The following is an 18,487-nucleotide window of genomic DNA, read 5'->3' as shown; positions in this document are numbered from 1 at the left end:
AGCGCCGGTCTGGCAACAGTGCCCCCGACGGGTTGACCCGGACACGACAAAGGACACCGCAAATGGCTGGCGCATACAGCATCATCGAGAATACATGGATCCCCCTGCCGGACGGGCGCAAACTGTCGGCGCGTATGTGGATGCCCGAAGGGGAGGGGCCGTTTCCGGCAATTCTCGAATATCTGCCCTACCGCAAGCGCGACGGCACAGCGCCGCGCGATGAGACCACGCATCCAGTCTTTGCCGCCGCGGGTTATGCCTGCATCCGGGTGGACATTGCGGGCACCGGCGACAGCGAGGGGGTGTTTGACGATGAATACTCCGAGCAGGAGCTGAGCGACGGCGAGGCGGTGCTGGCCTGGATTGCAGCGCAGGAGTGGTGCGACGGCAATATCGGCATGATCGGGATCAGCTGGGGCGGCTTCAACGGGCTGCAGCTGGCTTTCCGCCGTCCGGAAGCCTTGAAGGCTGTGGTGTCGGTTGCCTCGACCGTGGACCGCTATGCCGATGATATCCACTACATGGGCGGCTGCCTGCTGAGCGACAATGCCAACTGGGGCAGCCAGATGTTTGCCTATCAGTCCCGCCCGGCGGACCCGGAGCACCGGCCGGACTGGCGCGCGGACTGGATCAGGCGGATTGAGGAGATGCCCTTCATGGCTGCCGATTGGCTGCGGCACCAGACCCGGGGGGATTTCTGGAAACACGGGTCGGTCTGCGAGGACTGGCCCGCGATCCAGGCGCCGGTGCTGGCAATCACCGGCTGGGCAGATGCCTATGTGAACGCGCCGCCCGCGCTGGCGGCAAACCTGACTGTGCCCGCCAAGGCGATGATCGGCCCGTGGGAGCACCGCTATGCCCATATTGCCAAGCTGGACCCGGCGGATTTTCATGGCGAGGTGCTGGCCTGGTTCGGCAAATGGCTGAAGGGCGAGGAGACCGGTGCCGAAGACCTTCCGGATTACCGCGTCTACATGCAGGAGCATTTCAACCCGTCCATGCAGAACAAGCCGCGCCGGGGGCGCTGGGTGGCAGAGGCAAACTGGCCCTCGCCCAACGTGCGGGAGCGGGTGATGCATCTGGGCGCGGGAGTGCTTGCGGAAACGCCCGGGCAAGGGGTATCGGCAGTCAGCAATCCCGCCACGGTGGGGCAGGCTTCCGGCTATTTCTGTCCAGGGATGCGGTTTGACAATGAGCTAGCGGGCGACCAGGCGGCGGATGACAAGCTGTCGGCCTGTTTCGACACTATCCCCTTGGCGGAGCCGCTGGAGCTGCTGGGACGCCCGCGGGTCAAGATTGCTTTCAGCGCCGACAAGCCGGTAGCGCAGCTGGTTGCGCGGCTCTGCGATGTATCGCCCGAGGGCGTGTCGCAGCGGATCACTTACCGGCCGCTGAATCTGACTTGCCGCAACGGTTTCGAGGCGCCGGAGGAGCTGGTGCCGGGTGAACGCTATGAAGCGGAGATCGAGCTGAACGAATGCGCCCACCGCCTGAAGCCGGGCCACAAGCTGCGGCTGGCGCTGTCAACGTCGTACTGGCCGATTGTCTGGCCCGCGCCGGAGGCGGCGGAGGTCAGCCTGCATCTGGAGGGGTGCGCGCTGGTGCTTCCGGAACGGCGGGCTGCAGAAGAGATCGAGCCGCAGAACCCCGGCGCGCCGCGGGACTATCCGGTGCTGCAGGCAGAGCAATTGCGCGCGGCCGGCGGTACCTCCAGAACCTGGGCCCGTGAGGACGGCGCGCTGGTGCTGGATACCTTTGACGACTACGGCAAGGCGGTGGATCCCCATCACGGCATGTGCGTGGGCAGCCATGTCACCATGCATTACGAAGTCCATCCGGATGACCCGGCCACGGCTGCCTTTGCCAGCAACTGGACCTTCGAGTTCGAGCGCGGCGGCTGGCAGGTTTCGATCGATACCGAAAACAGGGTGACTTGTGACAGGGAGAACTTCTACCTCTGGCGCAAGGCGACCGCGTATGAGGGCGCCGGCAAAGACCTGGTGCTCGTCAGGGAATGGCAGGAAACGATTCCCCGCGGCGTGCTGTAGACCGGGGCGGGATGCGGGCGGATTTTCGGCAATTCGTCCGCATTTGCCTTGGTTTTGACATAGTGCGTTACCCAAAGCACACAGGCCCTTAACCATTTGATTGCAAATTCAGCTCTCAGCGGGCTGCCGTTGCCCTTGCTGTGCCGGATCGGCCAGTATCGTGGTTAACGAGCGGTTAACAAACAGACTAGAGGGCGAGAAAGTGCAGCTTTCCGTTGTTGTGCCCTGCTACAACGAAGAAGAGTCGGTCCCCCTGCTGGTGGAGCGGCTGGTGCAGGCCATTGAACCATGGGCGCAGGACGCCGAGATCATTCTGGCGGATGACGGCTCCAGCGACGACACCTGGGCGGCCATCGAGGCGGCTCATGCCAAGCACCCGGTGGTGCGGGGCATACGCCTGTCGGCCAACCGCGGCCATCAGGTGGCGCTGACCGCCGGGCTGGAGGCGGCGCGCGGCGCGCGGGTCTTCATGCTGGATGCGGACCTGCAGGACCCGCCGGAGATCCTGCCCGACATGATGATGATGATGGACCGCGGCTATGACGTGGTTTACGGGCGCCGGGCGGAGCGGCAGGGCGAGACCCTGTTCAAGAAGGCCACCGCCTTTCTGTTCTACCGCTTCCTGAACACGCTGTCGGATGTGGATATCCCCAAGGACACCGGCGATTTCCGCCTGGTCAGCCGCCGCGCGCTGGCGGCCGTTCTGGCGATGCCGGAGCGGGCGCGGTTCATCCGCGGCATGTTCGCCTGGGCGGGGTTCAAGCAAATCGGACTGGAATATGTGCGCGATGCGCGGGTTGCCGGGGTTACCAAGTACCCGTTCAGGGCGATGCTGCGCTTTGCCACCGATGCGCTGACCGGGTTTTCCACCAAGCCGCTGAAAATGGCGACGCGGCTGGCGTTCCTGAGCCTTTATGTGACCTTCCTGATGGCGGTGTATGTGTTCCTGTCGCTGATCCTCTACAACACGGCGCCGGGCTGGGCGTCGATGCTGCTGGCGATTTCCTTTTTCTCCGGCATTCAGCTGCTGACGCTCGGGATCATGGGGGAATATATCGGCCGGCTCTATATGGAGAGCAAACAGCGGCCGATGTATTTCCTGTCGGAGGAAACCGGCAACCGCGCTTCTGTGGAGCCCGTGGAAATTGAGCCCGCGCCGCTTCGCAAGGAAGCGTCGTGAGCATGAAGGACGCGGGGCAGATCCTGCGGTTTTCCGTCGTGGGAGCCACGGTCGCGGGGCTGTATGTGCTGGGCTACACCGCCCTCCTGGCAGCGGGCCTGGCCCAGGCGCCGGCCAATGCGCTGGCCTTTGCCGCCGCGGTGGCCGTGCAATACGTTCTGCAGACGGCGTGGACCTTCCGGCGCCCGCTGGGCCTGCCGGACCAGATGGCGCGCTTTGCCTGCACCATTGCTGCCGGCTTTGCCGTCTCGGCGCTGATCACCGGCGTGATCGGCCCGGCGCTGGGCTGGGCGCACTGGCTGTCTGCCGCCGCCGTCACCGTGATCCTGCCGGTTCAGAATTTCATTATCTTCCGCCTCTGGGTGTATGCCGCGGCTGGCTGAATAAAGATCGGAGCAATCATGTCCCATATCTATTCCAACGAGTTTTACGACTATATCGACCAGGGCGCGCGCTCCTCGGCGCAGGCGATGATTTCGGTGGTGCAGCCGCATCTGCAAGCGGGCAGCGTGCTGGATCTGGGCAGCGGCCGCGGTGTCTGGCTGAGCGAATGGATCAAGGCGGGTGTGCGGGACGTGGCCGGGGTCGATGGCGATTATGTCGACCGCGGCCGGCTGGCGATCCCGTGCGCGCAGTTCCACGCTGCCGACCTGACCAAACCTTTTGACCTGGGCCGCAAGTTCGATCTGGCGCAAAGCCTGGAGGTGGGCGAGCACCTGCCCGAGGCGGCCTCTGAGAAGCTGGTCGGCAGCCTGACGCGTCATGCCGACCGGGTGCTGTTCTCGGCCGCAGTGCCGGGGCAGGGGGGCGAGTTCCATATCAACGAGAAGCCGCTGTCGTTCTGGCAGGAGTTGTTTGCGGCGCACGGTTTCACTGCCTTCGACTTTGCCCGCCCCCGGCTGAAGCATATGGAGGGCGTCGAGCCCTGGTACCGCTACAACACCGTGCTGTACGCCAACGCCGCCGGCCGTGAAGGGCTGCCGCAGGAGGTGCTGGAAGCGGAAATCCCGGCCGGGCAGAAGGTGCCGCTGGCGGGCAGCCTGGGCTGGCGGATGCGGCGCGGACTGGTCTCGCTGATGCCGCAGCCGATGGTGACAAAGATCGCCCAGGGCCGTGCCGCGGTGCTGGCGCGCCGGGCCCGCCGCCTGCAGGAGGCCGCGGGATGACACTGGCCTCCGCCAGCAGGCCCGTTGCCCAGCAGCGCGCCCTGCCGCAGCTGCCGGTCACGGTGGCTGCGGTCTTTGCGATGCTGCTGCTGACGGCGCTGTTTCAGCTGCCGGACCCGATGATCCGGCACGACGATTACCCGGCGCTGCTGGCGGATCCTGCGCTGTTTTACGCAAAAACCCTGACCGAGGGGCGCTGGGTCAACTACCTGTGGCATCTGCGTGGTTTTGTAACACCGGCCTGGCTGAATTTCCTGGTCTACCAGCTGTTGTGGGCGGTCTACCTGGGCTGCTTGGTACACAACGCTTTTGGCCGGGAGACGGAGGTTTGGCAGCGGGTGATGGTGGCGCTGATTGCCGGCCTCAGCCTGCCTTGGGTGCTGATCTCGATGTGGTTCAACACACTGATCCCGGGGCTAGCAATTGTGGCGCTTTATGCCTGGCTGGCCACCCGGCTGAGCGAGCGGACCTGCCGCTGGCTGATGCTGGTCTTTGTGCCTGCCTCGCTGATGGCCTATACCACTTATCCGTTCCTGATCCTGGGACTGAGCCTGACCCGGGCCGGAGTCGCCCGTTCGGCCAGGGACCTGGCGGGGCTGCTGGCGCTGTTCATCGCGAGTTTTGCCCTGGGGATGCTGGCGATCTATTCGCTGAACTATGCCGTGCACGGGGTGTTCGGGGTGCCAATGGCAGAATGGCGCAATCCCAGCCCGGCGCATGATTTGGCCTCGGCGCTGGAGAATTCGAAACTGGCCTGGCGGTTCATGGTCAGCCTGATACAGAAAGGCTCCTACAACAACGAGGCGCTGGCCCTGCTGCAAGCGGCGCTGCTCGCTGGTGCCGTCTTGTCGGTGATGCGGCGGGACAAATGGCGCGCGCTCTACATACTGTCCGGGGCCGGCATGGGGCTGGCGCTGATCTGTCTGCAAGTCATCCGCAGCGGGATAGACATGCCGGTGCGCTCCGGCGGCTTCCTGTGGATCTTCGGAGCCGTTTTCATTGGCTTGCTGGCAGTTGAAATCCGCGATAGCGGGCGGGCGCGGATGAGCCGCAATCTGCTGTTCACCCTGACCGCTGTCTATGTGGTTTTTGGAGGGCTGACCCACTATCTGTTTTCCGAATGGCACCGGGTAAGCCGCGCAATGGCGGCGGAGCTGGCAGGGGGCGAAGGGCCGGTTTACGTCACAGGCACTTACCTGTCCCTGCAAGCTGCCAAGAAGTCAGATTTGCAAAAGGATCAATCCGTTACGTTCAGATTGAAGCACTTGACCGGCCGGGACATCGTAATGTGCGAGAGCCGGCCCGGGGACTGCGCAAATCTGCCGGAGGAAATGCTTGCGGGTTTGCAGGGCGATGGCTTCGAAGTGCGCCGGATCGAGGGCGGATCGGTACTGATGCTGTCGCCCGAACCGCTGCGGGAAGGCAAGCTGGAAGCGGCCCGGAACCGGCGGCAGTAGAACTGGGGCAAGCGGTGCAAGCCGCCTGCCTGCGGCTTGCCTCAGAAATCGAGGCCCAGATCCAGAGTGCGCGCCGAATGGGTGAGCGCTCCGGAGGAGATGTAATCAACCCCGGTCGCGGCCACTTCGGCAATGCGCTCCAGCCGCATGTTGCCGGAGGCTTCGGTCGCCACATGGCCCCTGGCCATCTCCACCGCCTTGATCAGCGTGGGGGTGTCCATGTTGTCAAGCAGAACAACATCGGCGCCGCCGGTGGCAATGACCTCGGCCAGCTGGTCCAGGGTGTCGACTTCGATTTCCACCTTCATCATGTGGCTGACGCTGGCCTTGGCGGCGTCCAGCACCGCTTTGACGCCACCGGCCGCTGCGATGTGGTTGTCCTTGATCAGGATCGCATCCGACAGGCCGAAACGGTGATTGTAGCCGCCGCCGTGCAGCACCGCCTGTTTCTCGGCAATGCGCAGGCCCGGGGTGGTCTTGCGGGTGCAGGTGATGCGGGTCGCGGTGCCCTTGGTTTCCGCGGCAAAGGCGGCGGTCAGGGTGGCGATGCCGGTGAGGCGGCCCGCAAAATTCAGCGCCACGCGTTCGCCCGACAGGATCGAGGCGGCGGAGCCTTCGATGGTCATCAGCGTGTCGCCCGTCTTGCAAGGGCTGCCATCGGGGAGCAGGGTTTTCACCTTCAGGCCGGCATCCACCAGATGAAAGGCGATGCGGGCGATCTGCATGCCGGAGACCACGCCGTCCTCGCGGGCGTTCAGCCGGGCAGAGTAGGCGGCCGAAGCCGGGATCACCGCGCGGGTGGTGATGTCGCCGTTCTGTCCCAGGTCTTCCATCAGTGCGGCACGCACCATCGGTTCCAGGATCAGGTCGGGCAGGGTGGCGAAATGGGTGCTCATGTCAGCTCCTCTTGAACCTTGGCGCGGATCGCCAGGGCCTGGTCCAGGGTGATGCGGGTGCGGCGGGCCTGCGCAGGGTCGGCCTCGGGGAAATCGTCGCGGAAATGGCCGCCGCGGCTTTCCTCGCGCTGGAGGGCGGCGGCGGCGATCAGCGTGGCGGTGGCGCACATGTTGGCGAAGTTCTCGTCCGCCGCCTGCGCCGCTTCGAGCCGGGCAATGGCGGTGAGCGCCTGTTTCAGGCCCTTGGCGGTGCGGCGCACGCCGGCGTGGGCGGTCATGGTGTCGCGCAAGTCTTTCAGCGCGGCCGTGCCCAGATCCTGTCCGCCTGCCGGGAAGCCGGGGTGGACCTCTTCTGCGGCAGCGGGGCTATCCAGGGACGCCATGTCCTGTGCGGCGTTGCGGGCATAGACCAGCGCTTCCAACAGGCCGTTGGAGGCCAGCCGGTTGGCGCCGTGGAGACCGGTGGAGGAGGCCTCGCCGCAGACCCAGAGACGCGCCAGGCTGGTGCGGCCCTGCATGTCGGCCTCGACTCCGCCCATGTGGTAATGCGCGGCAACGGCAACGGGGATCGGGTCCCTGACCGGGTCGATGCCTGCGCGGGCGCAGGTTTCGGCAACGGTGGGAAAGCGGGTCAGGACCTCGGCGCCCAATGCGGCGCGTGTGTCCAGCATCGGGCGGCGGCCGCCTTGTGTTTCGGCAAAAATTGCGCGGGCAACGATGTCGCGGGGGGCAAGCTCGGCATCCGGGTGCTCGGCCAGCATGAAGCGCTCGCCAGCGGCGTTGATCAGCACCGCGCCGTCGCCGCGCAGGGCTTCGGTGGCGAGCGGGGCGGGGTCCTCGCCGATGTCAAAGGCGGTGGGGTGGAACTGGACGAATTCCGGGTCGGCGATGCGGGCGCCGGCGCGGGCGGCAAAGCCGATCACCTGGCCGCGGATGCGGGGCGGGTTGGTGGTATGGGCATAAAGCCCGCCGGAACCGCCGCCCGCCAGCAGCACGCCGGGGGCCTTGATCAGCACCGGGCCCGAAGGCGCATCGGCGCGGGTGATCCAGATGCCGGTGACGGTGCTGCCGTCGGTTTCCAGCCGGACCGCTTGAGTATTTTCCAGCACTTGCACGGACGGTGCCGCCCGGACGGCGGCAATCAGCGTCTGCATGATCCGGTCGCCGGCCTGGTCGCCCTTCACCCGCACCACGCGGGCGGCGGAATGGGCGGCCTCGCGGCTCATCACATAGTTGCCGTCCGCATCGCGGTCGAAAGGCGTGCCAAGCTCGGTGAGGTCGATGATGTGCTCGCGCGCCACCCGGGTCACCATCGCGGCGACCTCAGGATCGACGGTGCCGGCACCTGCCTGCAGAGTGTCGGCAGCATGGGCCTCCGGCGTGTCATGGCTGGCCATGGCCGCGGCAACGCCGCCCTGCGCCCAGGCCGAGCTTGCGCCTTCGCCTAGGGTTTCGGGGGAGATCACCAGAACCGGCCGCGGTGCCAGCTCAAGCGCGGCATAAAGCGCGCCAAGTCCTGCGCCGGCAATGACGATACGGCCGGTACCGATCACGGATCAGATGCCCAGTTTTTGCGAAAGATCGATCATCCGCTGCACCGCAACACGGGCCTTTTCGGCCACCTCGGGGTCCACCTCGACCGGTTCGGTCATGGTGTGCAGCGACCACAGGATTTTCTCCAGGGTGATCTTCTTCATGTAGGGGCACATGTTGCAGGGGCCGACGAATTCCACCTCGGGCAGCTGATCGGCGATGTTCGAGGCCATCGAGCATTCGGTGATCAGCAGCGCCTTTTCCGGCTTTTCGTCGGTCACGTATTTGACGATGCCGCTGGTCGAGCCGGAAAAGTCGGCCTCGGCCACCACATCGGGCGGGCATTCCGGATGGGCGATCAGCCGGGTGCCGGGGTTCCATTCGCGGAAATCGCGCAGGTCCTTGGCGGTGTATTGCTCATGCACGATGCAGGAGCCTTCCCACCAGACAATGTTCTTTTCCGGAACCAGCTGGGCAATGTTCTGGGCCAGGTACTGGTCCGGCGTCATGATGATGGTGTCTTCTTCCATCGCTGCGACGATCTGCGCGGCGTTGGAGGACGTGCAGCAGATGTCCGACGCGGCTTTCACCTCAGCCGTGGTGTTCACATAGGTGACCACCGGCGCGCCCGGGTAGCGGCGGCGCATTTCCGCAACACCCTCGGCGGTGATGCTTTCCGCCAGCGAGCAGCCTGCCTCCATGTCCGGAATCAGCACGGTCTTTTCCGGGCTCAGGATCTTGGAGGTTTCGGCCATGAAATGCACGCCGCACTGGACGATCACGTCGGCCTCGACCCGGGTGGCTTCGATCGCCAGCTGCAGGCTGTCGCCGACCACGTCCGAGATACCGTGATAGATTTCGGGCGTCATGTAGTTATGCGCCAGAATCACCGCGTTGCGCTGTTTTTTCAGCTCCAGGATGGCCGCAACATAAGGCGCATGGGTGGCCCATTCGATGGGGTTCACCACGCGGTCCATGCGGGCATAGACATCAGCCATCTGTTCGGCCAGGGCCGGATTGGGGGCCAGGTCATAGTGGGCGGCGAGCTGATCCCGCATGGATTGCAGGTCGAACATGGCGTTTCCTCAAGGTTGCGTCCGGGGTGACACTTTGGGCGGGGGTTGTTTCACGTTCATATCGTGCACGCAAGCGCGCGAGAGGGGTTTTGCGGCCAAATGCGGTGATTTGGCGCTAACAGGCGGCATCTTCGGGGCGCTGTCGTTTCCAAGATGGGGATCAATGGCAGAATTTTCCAGCCGGAGTGCCGTTTTTGGCTGTCCCGGCGTCCTCTCCTGTGATTTGGAGCCGCGCAAAGCCATGTTAGACCGGGCTGATCGATGGCCCCTGGGAGAGTGACCGGACGCGATGAATGATCTGTGGGCAGGACTGTGCCAGGCCTTTTGGCTGCTGGCGACGCTGGACGCGGATCTGGTGGAGATCACCCTGCGTTCGCTGCGGGTGACGCTGACCGCGCTGGCCATCGCCTGTGCCATCGCGCTGCCGCTGGCGGCCTTCCTGGCGGTGCGCCGGTTCCGGCTGCGCCGCGCCACGATAGCGGTGCTCAATGCGCTGATGGGGCTGCCGCCGGTGGTGGTGGGGCTGGTGGTCTATGTGTTCCTGTCCCGCGCCGGGCCGTTTGGCGTGTTTGGCCTGCTGTTCACCCCCACGGCGATGATCATCGCGCAGGTGGTCATCGTGGTGCCGTTGGTGGCCTCGGTCGCGCATCAGTCATTGCGGGAGTTGTGGAGCGATTACCATGACCTGCTGATCTCGATGAACGCGACCCAGCTGCAGCGCATCCAGGCGCTGCTCTGGGACGGGCGGCGGGCGCTGCTGACGGCAGCGCTGGCGGGGTTTGGCCGCGCGATTGGCGAGGTTGGCGCGATCATGGTGGTGGGCGGCAATATCGACCACGCGACGCGGGTGCTGACCACGGCCATTGCGCTGGAGACCGGCAAGGGCGAGTTTGCCATGGCGCTGGGGCTGGGCTTTGTGCTGATCGCGCTGGCGATTGCGGTCAATCTGGCGATCCATTGGCTGGGCCGCACCGAAAGCGAGGGGCGCTGGTGATGCAGATGTTCCCGCTGCTGGCCCAGGGCGCCCAGGTGCGGCGCCGCGGCAAGGTTCTGGTTGGGCCGGTGGATCTGACGCTGGACGGGCAGGGAACGTCCATCGTCATCGGCCCCAATGGCGCGGGCAAGACGACGCTGCTCAAGATGCTGCATGGTATCGTGCGGATGAATGGCGGCAGCCTCGCCTGGGCCTGCCCGCTGGAAGAGGCGCAGAGGCGGCAGGCCTTTGTGTTCCAGACCCCGGTGATGATGCGCCGCACGGTGATCGAGAACATCGCCTATCCGCTGAGGCTGACGGGAGTTGGCCGCAAGGAGGCGCGCACGCGCGCGGCGGACTGGGCCAAACGCGTGGGGCTGGGCGGAATCCTGGAGCGTCAGGCCACGATGCTGTCGGGCGGCGAGCGGCAGAAACTGGCGCTCGCCCGTGCCCTGGTGCGCGAGCCGGAGGTCTTGTTCCTCGATGAGCCTTGCGCCGCGCTCGACGGCCGGGCCACCCGCGAGATCGAGGAAATCCTGGCTCATGCCTCTGGCAGCGGCACGCGGCTGATCATGTCCACCCACAATATGGGCCAGGCGCGGCGGCTGGCGGACGAGGTTATCTTTGTCCTCAAAGGCCGCATTCACGAATTCAGCCCGGCGGGGGATTTCTTTGCCGGGCCTCAAACGCCCCAGGGGCGCGCATTTCTGAACGGAGATATTGTCGAATGAAACACCTGATACTGGGTGCGGTCGCATCCATCGCCTTGGCCACCGCCGCGCTGGCGGAAGAGATGAAGATGGCGGTGACCACGTCCTTCCACAATTCCGGGCTGGCAGAGATCCTGCTGCCGGAGATCAAGAAGGATCTGGGGCTGGATGTGCAGCTGCTGGTCGTCGGCACCGGTCAGGCGATCCGGCTGGGCGAGGCCGGGGACGTTGATGCGATCCTGGTGCACTCCAAGACGGCCGAGGAGAAGTTCCTGGCCGGCGGCAACGGCACCCATCGCCGCGAAATCATGTATAATGATTTCGTGTTCATCGGCCCCAAGGCGGATGAGGCCGGTGTGACGGATGCTGCGGATGCCGCCGGGGCGCTGCAAAAGATTGCAGAAGCCGAAGCAGCCTTTGTCAGCCGCGGCGATGACAGCGGCACCCACAAGAAAGAGCTGGGTCTGTGGAAGGCGGCGGAGCTGGACCCTGGGGCGTTCGGCGAATGGTACCGCGCGGTCGGCGCGGGCATGGGGGCCGCGCTCAACACCGCGTCGGGCATGAATGCCTACATCATGTCGGACCGTGCCAGCTGGCTGAACTTCGGCAACAAGGGTGATCTGGCGCTGCTGTTCGCCGGCGACCCGGTGCTGTTCAACCAGTATGCCTATATTCCGGTGAACCCGGAGAAGCACGGCCACGTGAAGCATGACCTTGCGGTGCAGCTGGAAGACTGGCTGGTGTCGGACAAGGCCAGGGAGCTGATCAACGGGTATCAGATCAACGGTGAGACGCTGTTTGTCTTCAACGCTGAATAATACCGCTGCGTAAAATCGGGAAAGCCCCTGCCGCAAGGCAGGGCTTTTTTTGTTTCTGGCGGGCCGCGTGCAGCTCCCTTGCCGTCAGTAACGTGCGTTCATTCGTCACCGCCGACCGTCAGGGTAACCCTGTCGCCCGCAAACCAAGTGCGGCCGAACTCTACCGGGGTGCCGTTGGTGTCGACGCTGACCGACGTGGTGCGCAGGACCGGAGCGCCTTCGGCAATCCGCAGATGCAGCGCCTGGGTGGCCGTGGCGAGCTTGGCCGTGATGCGGGTTTCCAGCCGGGTGTAATCCTCCACGCCGCAGTGCCGCAGGGCATTGGTGATCGAGCTGTCCTCCGCCAGCGCCTCGCACAGCCCCGGCAGCAGCGCGGCGGGGAACACGGCCTGGGCCAGCGCGATTGGCTGGCCATCGGAAAATGACAGCCCGTCATAGACATGCACGGGATCGCCGGGGGTGAGCGCCAGGGCCTCCGCCTCGTGCGCCCCGGCGGCGCGGGTTTCCAGCATCAGGACCTTCTTGGCGGGGGTATGCCCCGCGCGGGCAAGGTTCTGGTGGAACCGCACCCGTTTGCCGATCGGGTAGTCCGCAGGCTTGGCCGCCACGAACACGCCTGCACCGCGGCGCGCATGCACCAGCCCCTGTTCCGCCATATCAGCCAGCGCCCGGCGGACCGTGTGGCGGTTGACGCCAAAGCGCGCGGACAGCTGCGCCTCGGGCGGCAACTTGCCGCCGGTCCCGTAGCGGCCCTGGGCAATGTCGTCGGTCAGTGCGATGGCAATGGATTTCCAGACGGGGGTGCGGGCCATGTCACGGAACTTTCACAAGTCTTGGATTGCGCCGCCGATGGCGACTCGGGTAACATTTGTCTAGTTGTATAGGTAATGTAGACAACCTGGCCAAGAGGCTTTGACAGATGAACACGACTTTTTCCGCAGAGGACCGCAAGCGCTGGATGAGCCTGCTGGCCACTGCCGACGAGACCCGGCTGACAGAACTGTGGCAGGGCTTCGGGGCAGATCCCGCCTGTGACTGGCTGCGCGCGCCGGAGACGGGCGGCGTCATGGTGCGGGGCCGCATGGGCGGCAGCGGCGCACCCTTCAACCTGGGGGAGATGACCGTTACCCGCTGCACCGTGTCACTGGAGGACGGCACCGTCGGGCACGGGTATGTGCAGGGCCGCAGCAAGGCCAAGGCCGGGATCGCGGCCCGGATCGATGCGCTGATGCAGACCGGCGCAGCGGCAGAAGTACGCGCAGGGGTGCTGGCGCCGCTGGCCGCAGAGCAGCAGGCCCGCAAAGACACCCGGGCGGCCAAGGCGGCAGCGACCAAGGTCGAATTCTTTACCATGGTACGGGGAGAGGATTGATGGGCGCACATCTGCAGAACGCCGCCTATGCCGGCGGTTTCAGCAATCCTCCGGTAGCCTCGGCACATGCCTTCCGCGCAGCGATGAATGCGATGGCGCGCCCCGGGCGGATTGAGGAAATCACCGGTGCCGAGCCGCCGGCGGGCATCTCGGTGGCGGCCGGCAGCCTGCTGCTGACGCTGTGCGATCCGGAAACCGGTGTCTATCTGGCCCCGGATGCGGACAGCGAAGCCTTGCGCGGCTGGCTGGCCTTCCATACCGGCGCACCGGTTGTGGCGGCGGAAGAGGCGGATTTCGCTCTGGGCGGCTGGGCCGCGCTGATGCCTCTGAGCCGCTTCCGCACCGGCACGCCGGAATATCCGGACCGTTCCGCAACGCTGATTGTCGAAATGCCGGAATTCGGGACGCTGAACGCGGCGCTGAGCGGTCCGGGCATCCGGGACACAGCCCGGATGCAGCTGCCGGAACTGGCCGCGTTCCAGAACAATGCGGATCTTTACCCCTTGGGTGTGGATTTCTTCTTTACCGCGGGAACACAGGCGACTGCGTTGCCGCGTTCAACCCAAATCACAGCGGAGGCCTGAGCGATGTATGTTGCTGTAAAGGGCGGCGAGCAGGCGATTGACAACGCCCATGCCTGGCTGGCCGAAGAGCGTCGCGGCGACACAGCCGTGGCGGAACTGAGCCTGCCGCAGATCCGCGAGCAGCTGAGCCTGGCGGTAAACCGGGTGATGGCGGAAGGGTCTCTGTATGATCCGGACCTTGCGGCGCTGGCGATCAAACAGGCGCGCGGCGACCTGATCGAGGCGATCTTTCTGATCCGCGCCTATCGCACCACCCTGCCGCGCTTTGGCTACACGCAGCCGGTGGACACCGGCGCGATGGCCTGCGACCGCAGGATCTCCGCCACTTTCAAGGACGCTCCGGGCGGGCAGGTGCTGGGGCCGACGTTCGACTACACCCACCGGCTGCTGGATTTCAAACTGGCAGCGGAGGGTGAGGCGGCGGAAGCGCCGATTGCCGAGCCGCACCGGGAACCCACACCGCATATCACCGAGTTCCTCCAAGGCGAGGACATCATCGAGCGCGAGCCGTCCTCGGACGCGGTGCCGGGCGATCTCACTCGCGAACCGATGGCCTTTCCGGCGGGCCGGGCGGTGCGGCTGCAGTCGCTGACCCGGGGGGATGAGGGGTTCATCCTTGGCATGGCCTATTCGACCCAGCGCGGCTATGCGCGCAACCACGCCTTTGTCGGCGAGCTGCGCATCGGCAGCGTGCCAGTCGAGATGGAGATCCCGGAGCTGGGCTTTGCCATCGGGATCGGCGAGGTGGAGCTGACCGAATGCGAGACGGTGAACCAGTTCAAGGGCTCCAAGACGGTGCCGCCGAAGTTCACCCGCGGCTATGGTCTGGTGTTCGGCCAGTCGGAACGCAAGTCGATCGCCATGGCACTGGTTGACCGCGCTTTGCGCTGGGAAGAACTGGGCGAGGACAACGTCGGAGCCGCCGCGCAGGATGAGGAGTTTGTCCTGAGCCATGCCGACAACATTCAGGCCACCGGCTTCCTGGAGCATATCAAGCTGCCGCATTACGTCGATTTCCAGTCCGAGCTGGAGCTGGTCCGCAAACTGCGCCGCGAGGCGGCGGAACTGGCGGAGAACCTTGCAGCACAGGAGGCTGCGGAATGAGCGACTACAATTTTGCCTATCTGGATGAGCAGACCAAGCGGATGATCCGCCGGGCGATCCTCAAGGGGCTCGCTGTGCCGGGCTATCAGGTGCCCTTTGCCAGCCGGGAGATGCCGATGCCTTATGGCTGGGGCACCGGTGGCGTGCAGGTCTCGGCGGCAACGCTGACGCCGGACGACACGCTGAAAGTGATAGACCAAGGCGCCGATGACACCACCAACGCGGTCTCGATCCGCAAGTTCTTTGAAAAAACAGCGGGCGTTGCAACCACTGAAGAAACAGAGAAGGCCAGCATCATCCAGACCCGCCACCGTATCCCCGAGGCGGAACTGAGCGAAGATCAGATTCTGGTCTATCAGGTGCCGATCCCGGAGCCGCTGCGCTTTCTGGAGCCGCGGGAAACCGAGACCCGCAAGATGCACGCCCTTCAGGAATACGGGCTGATGCACGTGAAACTTTACGAGGACATCAGCCAGCACGGTGCAATTGCCACGGCCTACGCCTATCCGGTGAAGGTGGAGGGGCGCTATGTCATGGACCCGTCGCCTATCCCGAAATTCGACAACCCCAAGATGGAGATGGCGGCAATCCAGCTGTTCGGCGCAGGCCGGGAGCAGCGCATTTACGCCGTTCCCCCTTACACGCGGGTCGTTTCGCTGGACTTCGAGGATTACCCGTTTGAAGCCTCCAAGGCCGATCACCCCTGCGATCTGTGCGCGGCAGAGGACAGCTATCTGGACGAGGTGATCCTGGATGATGCAGGCAACCGGATGTTTGTCTGCTCGGATACCGATTACTGCCGGTCACGGCGCGAGGCAGGCCACAGCGGCCGCCTGGGTGAGGAGGCCGCGTGATGACACCATTGCTGCAAGTGAAGAACGTCGCCAAGTTCTACGGCGCGCGGATCGGGTGCACGGATGTGAGCTTTGATCTCGACCCCGGCGAGGTGATGGGGATTGTCGGTGAAAGCGGATCGGGCAAATCAACTCTGCTGAACAGCCTGGCGGGACATTTGACACCGGACCGGGGCAAGGTGACCTTTGACACCCGGACGGACGGGCCGGTGGACACCGTGACCATGTCCGAACCCGAACGGCGGATGCTGAGCCGGACCGACTGGGCCTTTGTGCACCAGCATGCCCGCGACGGGCTGCGGATGTCCGTCAGCGCCGGCGGCAACATTGGAGAGCGGCTGATGGCCGTGGGTGACCGGCACTACGGCGCGATCCGCGAACGTGCCGCCGACTGGCTGGGCCGGGTGGAAATTGCGGACAGCCGCATCGATGACCGGCCCTCGGCGTTTTCGGGCGGCATGCAGCAGCGTCTGCAGATCGCCCGGAACCTGGTTACGGGGCCGCGGCTGGTGTTCATGGATGAACCGACCGGCGGGCTGGATGTGTCGGTGCAGGCGCGCCTTCTGGACCTGCTGCGCGGCCTGGTGCGCGAAATGGGCCTCAGCGCCATCATCGTCACCCATGATCTGGCGGTGGTGCGGCTTTTGGCCGACCGGCTGATGGTGATGAAGGACGGCCATGTGGTGGAAAGCGGGCTGACCGACCAGGTGCTGGACGATCCGCAGCACGGCTATACCCAGCTGCTGGTCTCCAGTGTGCTGCAAGTCTGAGGGTGGCGAGATGATCGAACTGAAGAACGTGAGCAAGAGCTTTACCCTGCACAATCAGGGCGGCGCGGTAATCCCGGTGATGGAACACGCCAGCCTGAGCGTGCAGCCCGGCGAATGCGCCGGGCTGACGGGGGCGTCCGGCGCGGGGAAATCCACCCTGATGCGGGTGATCTACGGCAACTACCTGACGGCCTCGGGAAGTGTTGTGGTCGGCGGCGTCGATGTCGCCAGGGCCGAGCCGCGCGAGATTCTGGAGCTCCGGCGCCGGACGCTGGGTTATGTCAGCCAGTTCCTGCGGGTGGTGCCGCGGGTGCCGGCGCTGGACGTGGTGGCAGAGCCGCTGCTGGCCGTGGGCACGCCGCTGGGACAGGCGCGGGACAAGGCAGCCTCGCTGCTGGCGCAGCTGAATATCCCCGAACGGCTCTGGAGCCTCAGCCCGACAACCTTTTCCGGCGGCGAGCAGCAGCGGGTGAACATCGCCCGCGGCTTTGCCCATGACTACCCGGCGCTGCTGCTGGACGAGCCCACCGCCAGCCTTGACGCGCAAAACCGCGCCACGGTGCTGAGCCTGATCGAGGGCGCCAAGGCGCGCGGCGCGGCCATCGTCGGCATCTTCCATGACGAGGCCGCCCGCGAACAGGTCTGTGACAGGTTTATCGATGTTTCGGCCTTCACTCCCCGGAGCGCCGCATGACCGGCGGCGCCGCAAAAGGGCCGGTGATCGCCGTGGTCGGCCCGTCCGGTGTCGGCAAGGACAGCCTGATGTCGGCGCTTGCGGTCTCCGGGCCGGGCCTGCAGATCATGCGGCGGGTCATCACCCGCGCGCCGGAGGCGGGCGGCGAGGACTACCAGCCGGTAACCGGGGCCGAGTTTTCGGCGTTGTCGGAAAGCGGTGTTTTTGCCCTGCACTGGCAGGCGCACGGGCTGCATTATGGCATCCCGCGCGACATTGAAAAGTTGCGGCAAGGGGCAGGCGGCGTTCTCGTGAACCTCTCCCGCGGGGTGCTGCTGGAAGCGCAGGAGGTGTTCGGCGGCCTGATCGTGCTGTCGGTCACCGCCCGGCCGGATGTGCTGGCCCGGCGGCTCGCATCGCGCGGGCGGGAGGGTGCCGATGAGGTCCGGCGGCGGCTGGCGCGGGCGGCTATGCCGCTGCCCGAGGGGCTGCGCAATGTCTGCGAAATCGACAACAGCGGTGCGCTCAGCGCGGCGGTGAATACCGCGCTGACAGCGCTTCAGGCGGAAAGGGGATAGCGTTGGATCAGGTGAAACCGCCCATCCGGCGCCTCGCCGGCCAGCGCCAGATCGCGGATCTCAAACGGCGCTGGCAGCAGGGGGATCAGATGCGCGTCGAGGGCGTTTTCCACTGCGGGCAGCTGGGACTTGGGCAGTTTGCCGGTCAGCGTGATATGGAAACGGAATTGCTCCAGCACATAAGGGTAGCCCCAGCGGGACAGGTTCTTTTCCTGCTCCGGGCTCAGCCCGGCGGCGCGGCGGCGCTCCAGTTCAGCCTCCGTCTGCGGCGCGCGGAACCGGTCCAGATCCGTCACGCAGGCGGCGGCCAGGGCGTTCAGGCCTGTCACCCCGCCGGAGGGGCACAGCGCCAGAAAGCGGCCCAGCCGGGCAAGGTGCAGCCCCTCCAGCGCAACTGGCTGCTGCGCGGCAGCCAGCGCTGCGCAGGCGTCTTCCAGCGTCGCTTGGCTTTGCCCGCCGGCAAGGCGCATCGGCGGCTTCAGCGTCGCATGCAGCCCGTATTTTCGCGGCACGCTGGTAATCGCCGCGATGTCCAGCCCGGTCTCTGCCGGATGGGTCAGCCCGCACCCGGCCTCCATGTCCCAGCCCAGCCAGCTGGCGGCGTAACGGCTCCACTGGGCATCGGCGGGGGGAACGAAATAGATCGCGTATCGCGTGAATGTCACATTGGCCTCCTAAACGTGGCCTTCCATAGC

20 protein-coding genes are annotated in these 18,487 nt (G+C 65.5%); 15 read left to right on the top strand and 5 right to left on the bottom strand.

All coding sequences use genetic code 11. The annotated features are described in order from the left end of the window. Positions 1 to 62: 62 nt before the first annotated feature. The 5 genes from OKQ63_RS17260 to OKQ63_RS17240 all read left to right on the top strand — a co-directional run bounded on the left by OKQ63_RS17260 (position 63) and on the right by OKQ63_RS17240 (position 5,851). Complete coding sequence (locus OKQ63_RS17260; protein ID WP_264211268.1) at positions 63 to 2,048, top strand: CocE/NonD family hydrolase; 1,986 nt, start codon at positions 63 to 65, stop codon at positions 2,046 to 2,048. A 202-nt stretch (positions 2,049 to 2,250) separates the two neighbouring features. After that, a complete protein-coding gene (locus OKQ63_RS17255) occupies positions 2,251 to 3,228 on the top strand; it encodes a glycosyltransferase family 2 protein (RefSeq protein ID WP_264211267.1) in 978 nt (325 codons plus the stop codon). A gap of 2 nt (positions 3,229 to 3,230) precedes the next feature. Next, positions 3,231 to 3,611: a GtrA family protein gene (locus OKQ63_RS17250; protein ID WP_264213943.1), complete on the top strand. Its 381-nt coding sequence runs from the start codon at positions 3,231 to 3,233 to the stop codon at positions 3,609 to 3,611. 18 nt (positions 3,612 to 3,629) lie between these two features. Further along, positions 3,630 to 4,394: a class I SAM-dependent methyltransferase gene (locus OKQ63_RS17245; RefSeq protein ID WP_264211266.1), complete on the top strand. Its 765-nt coding sequence runs from the start codon at positions 3,630 to 3,632 to the stop codon at positions 4,392 to 4,394. Continuing rightward, on the top strand, positions 4,391 to 5,851 hold the full coding sequence (locus OKQ63_RS17240) for a hypothetical protein (RefSeq protein ID WP_264211265.1): 1,461 nt from the start codon (positions 4,391 to 4,393) through the stop codon (positions 5,849 to 5,851). The genes OKQ63_RS17245 and OKQ63_RS17240 overlap by 4 nt, the downstream gene beginning before the upstream one ends. Positions 5,852 to 5,892: 41 nt before the next feature. Here the strand turns inward: OKQ63_RS17240 and nadC are convergent, their stop codons facing one another. From nadC to nadA, 3 genes are read right to left on the bottom strand one after another with little or no spacing between them, the layout of a single operon-like run. After that, positions 5,893 to 6,747, bottom strand: a complete 855-nt coding sequence (gene nadC, locus OKQ63_RS17235; protein ID WP_264211264.1) for a carboxylating nicotinate-nucleotide diphosphorylase — start codon at positions 6,745 to 6,747, stop codon at positions 5,893 to 5,895. Beyond that, positions 6,744 to 8,300, bottom strand: coding sequence for an L-aspartate oxidase (locus tag OKQ63_RS17230; protein WP_264211263.1), 1,557 nt, complete (start codon positions 8,298 to 8,300; stop codon positions 6,744 to 6,746). Before OKQ63_RS17230 ends, nadC begins: the two co-directional genes overlap by 4 nt. A 3-nt stretch (positions 8,301 to 8,303) precedes the next feature. After that, positions 8,304 to 9,356, bottom strand: coding sequence for a quinolinate synthase NadA (gene nadA, locus OKQ63_RS17225; RefSeq protein ID WP_264211262.1), 1,053 nt, complete (start codon positions 9,354 to 9,356; stop codon positions 8,304 to 8,306). A 289-nt stretch (positions 9,357 to 9,645) separates the two neighbouring features. Here nadA and OKQ63_RS17220 point away from each other — a divergent pair, with 289 nt between their 5' ends. Genes OKQ63_RS17220 through OKQ63_RS17210 form a run of 3 tightly spaced genes read left to right on the top strand, consistent with a single transcriptional unit; the run spans position 9,646 to position 11,857 of the window. Then, a complete protein-coding gene (locus OKQ63_RS17220) occupies positions 9,646 to 10,350 on the top strand; it encodes an ABC transporter permease (RefSeq protein ID WP_264211261.1) in 705 nt (234 codons plus the stop codon). After that, positions 10,350 to 11,060, top strand: coding sequence for an ATP-binding cassette domain-containing protein (locus tag OKQ63_RS17215; RefSeq protein ID WP_264211260.1), 711 nt, complete (start codon positions 10,350 to 10,352; stop codon positions 11,058 to 11,060). The genes OKQ63_RS17220 and OKQ63_RS17215 overlap by 1 nt, the downstream gene beginning before the upstream one ends. Next, entirely contained in the window at positions 11,057 to 11,857 is an 801-nt protein-coding gene (locus OKQ63_RS17210) for an ABC transporter substrate-binding protein (protein WP_264211259.1), read from the top strand. The genes OKQ63_RS17215 and OKQ63_RS17210 overlap by 4 nt, the downstream gene beginning before the upstream one ends. Before the next feature lie 98 nt (positions 11,858 to 11,955). Here the strand turns inward: OKQ63_RS17210 and phnF are convergent, their stop codons facing one another. Continuing rightward, on the bottom strand, positions 11,956 to 12,669 hold the full coding sequence (gene phnF / locus OKQ63_RS17205; protein WP_264211258.1) for a phosphonate metabolism transcriptional regulator PhnF: 714 nt from the start codon (positions 12,667 to 12,669) through the stop codon (positions 11,956 to 11,958). 107 nt (positions 12,670 to 12,776) lie between these two features. Here phnF and phnG point away from each other — a divergent pair, with 107 nt between their 5' ends. The 7 genes from phnG to phnN are packed head-to-tail and all read left to right on the top strand — an operon-like array spanning position 12,777 to position 17,792. Next, positions 12,777 to 13,229, top strand: coding sequence for a phosphonate C-P lyase system protein PhnG (gene phnG / locus OKQ63_RS17200; RefSeq protein WP_264211257.1), 453 nt, complete (start codon positions 12,777 to 12,779; stop codon positions 13,227 to 13,229). Then, complete coding sequence (phnH, locus tag OKQ63_RS17195) at positions 13,229 to 13,813, top strand: phosphonate C-P lyase system protein PhnH (RefSeq protein ID WP_264211256.1); 585 nt, start codon at positions 13,229 to 13,231, stop codon at positions 13,811 to 13,813. The genes phnG and phnH overlap by 1 nt, the downstream gene beginning before the upstream one ends. 3 nt (positions 13,814 to 13,816) lie before the next feature. After that, positions 13,817 to 14,917, top strand: coding sequence for a carbon-phosphorus lyase complex subunit (locus OKQ63_RS17190; RefSeq protein WP_264211255.1), 1,101 nt, complete (start codon positions 13,817 to 13,819; stop codon positions 14,915 to 14,917). Continuing rightward, complete coding sequence (locus OKQ63_RS17185) at positions 14,914 to 15,771, top strand: alpha-D-ribose 1-methylphosphonate 5-phosphate C-P-lyase PhnJ (protein WP_264211254.1); 858 nt, start codon at positions 14,914 to 14,916, stop codon at positions 15,769 to 15,771. Before OKQ63_RS17190 ends, OKQ63_RS17185 begins: the two co-directional genes overlap by 4 nt. Continuing rightward, positions 15,771 to 16,541, top strand: a complete 771-nt coding sequence (gene phnK, locus OKQ63_RS17180) for a phosphonate C-P lyase system protein PhnK (RefSeq protein WP_264211253.1) — start codon at positions 15,771 to 15,773, stop codon at positions 16,539 to 16,541. The genes OKQ63_RS17185 and phnK overlap by 1 nt, the downstream gene beginning before the upstream one ends. A gap of 10 nt (positions 16,542 to 16,551) precedes the next feature. Next, positions 16,552 to 17,235, top strand: coding sequence for a phosphonate C-P lyase system protein PhnL (gene phnL / locus OKQ63_RS17175; RefSeq protein WP_264211252.1), 684 nt, complete (start codon positions 16,552 to 16,554; stop codon positions 17,233 to 17,235). Continuing rightward, positions 17,232 to 17,792, top strand: coding sequence for a phosphonate metabolism protein/1,5-bisphosphokinase (PRPP-forming) PhnN (phnN, locus tag OKQ63_RS17170; protein ID WP_264211251.1), 561 nt, complete (start codon positions 17,232 to 17,234; stop codon positions 17,790 to 17,792). Before phnL ends, phnN begins: the two co-directional genes overlap by 4 nt. Here phnN and OKQ63_RS17165 read toward each other — a convergent pair. Then, positions 17,774 to 18,457 (bottom strand): DUF1045 domain-containing protein, encoded by a 684-nt coding sequence (locus OKQ63_RS17165; RefSeq protein ID WP_264211250.1) that lies wholly within the window; start codon positions 18,455 to 18,457, stop codon positions 17,774 to 17,776. The genes phnN and OKQ63_RS17165 overlap by 19 nt on opposite strands. Between the last annotated feature and the right edge of the window lie 30 nt (positions 18,458 to 18,487).

Origin of the sequence: Leisingera thetidis, assembly GCF_025857195.1 — a bacterium.
Classification (GTDB): Bacteria; Pseudomonadota; Alphaproteobacteria; order Rhodobacterales; family Rhodobacteraceae; genus Leisingera; species Leisingera thetidis.
This window is presented reverse-complemented; position numbering and strand designations above follow the sequence as displayed.

Coding starts and splice junctions, on each gene's coding strand:
- OKQ63_RS17260 (WP_264211268.1), top strand. CDS start 63: ATGGCTGGCGCATACAGCATCATCGAGAATACATGGATCCCCCTGCCG.
- OKQ63_RS17210 (WP_264211259.1), top strand. CDS start 11,057: ATGAAACACCTGATACTGGGTGCGGTCGCATCCATCGCCTTGGCCACC.
- OKQ63_RS17240 (WP_264211265.1), top strand. CDS start 4,391: ATGACACTGGCCTCCGCCAGCAGGCCCGTTGCCCAGCAGCGCGCCCTG.
- OKQ63_RS17215 (WP_264211260.1), top strand. CDS start 10,350: ATGCAGATGTTCCCGCTGCTGGCCCAGGGCGCCCAGGTGCGGCGCCGC.
- OKQ63_RS17245 (WP_264211266.1), top strand. CDS start 3,630: ATGTCCCATATCTATTCCAACGAGTTTTACGACTATATCGACCAGGGC.
- phnK (WP_264211253.1), top strand. CDS start 15,771: ATGACACCATTGCTGCAAGTGAAGAACGTCGCCAAGTTCTACGGCGCG.
- OKQ63_RS17185 (WP_264211254.1), top strand. CDS start 14,914: ATGAGCGACTACAATTTTGCCTATCTGGATGAGCAGACCAAGCGGATG.
- OKQ63_RS17250 (WP_264213943.1), top strand. CDS start 3,231: ATGAAGGACGCGGGGCAGATCCTGCGGTTTTCCGTCGTGGGAGCCACG.
- phnG (WP_264211257.1), top strand. CDS start 12,777: ATGAACACGACTTTTTCCGCAGAGGACCGCAAGCGCTGGATGAGCCTG.
- phnL (WP_264211252.1), top strand. CDS start 16,552: ATGATCGAACTGAAGAACGTGAGCAAGAGCTTTACCCTGCACAATCAG.
- phnH (WP_264211256.1), top strand. CDS start 13,229: ATGGGCGCACATCTGCAGAACGCCGCCTATGCCGGCGGTTTCAGCAAT.
- phnF (WP_264211258.1), bottom strand. CDS start 12,669: ATGGCCCGCACCCCCGTCTGGAAATCCATTGCCATCGCACTGACCGAC.
- OKQ63_RS17190 (WP_264211255.1), top strand. CDS start 13,817: ATGTATGTTGCTGTAAAGGGCGGCGAGCAGGCGATTGACAACGCCCAT.
- nadC (WP_264211264.1), bottom strand. CDS start 6,747: ATGAGCACCCATTTCGCCACCCTGCCCGACCTGATCCTGGAACCGATG.
- nadA (WP_264211262.1), bottom strand. CDS start 9,356: ATGTTCGACCTGCAATCCATGCGGGATCAGCTCGCCGCCCACTATGAC.
- phnN (WP_264211251.1), top strand. CDS start 17,232: ATGACCGGCGGCGCCGCAAAAGGGCCGGTGATCGCCGTGGTCGGCCCG.
- OKQ63_RS17220 (WP_264211261.1), top strand. CDS start 9,646: ATGAATGATCTGTGGGCAGGACTGTGCCAGGCCTTTTGGCTGCTGGCG.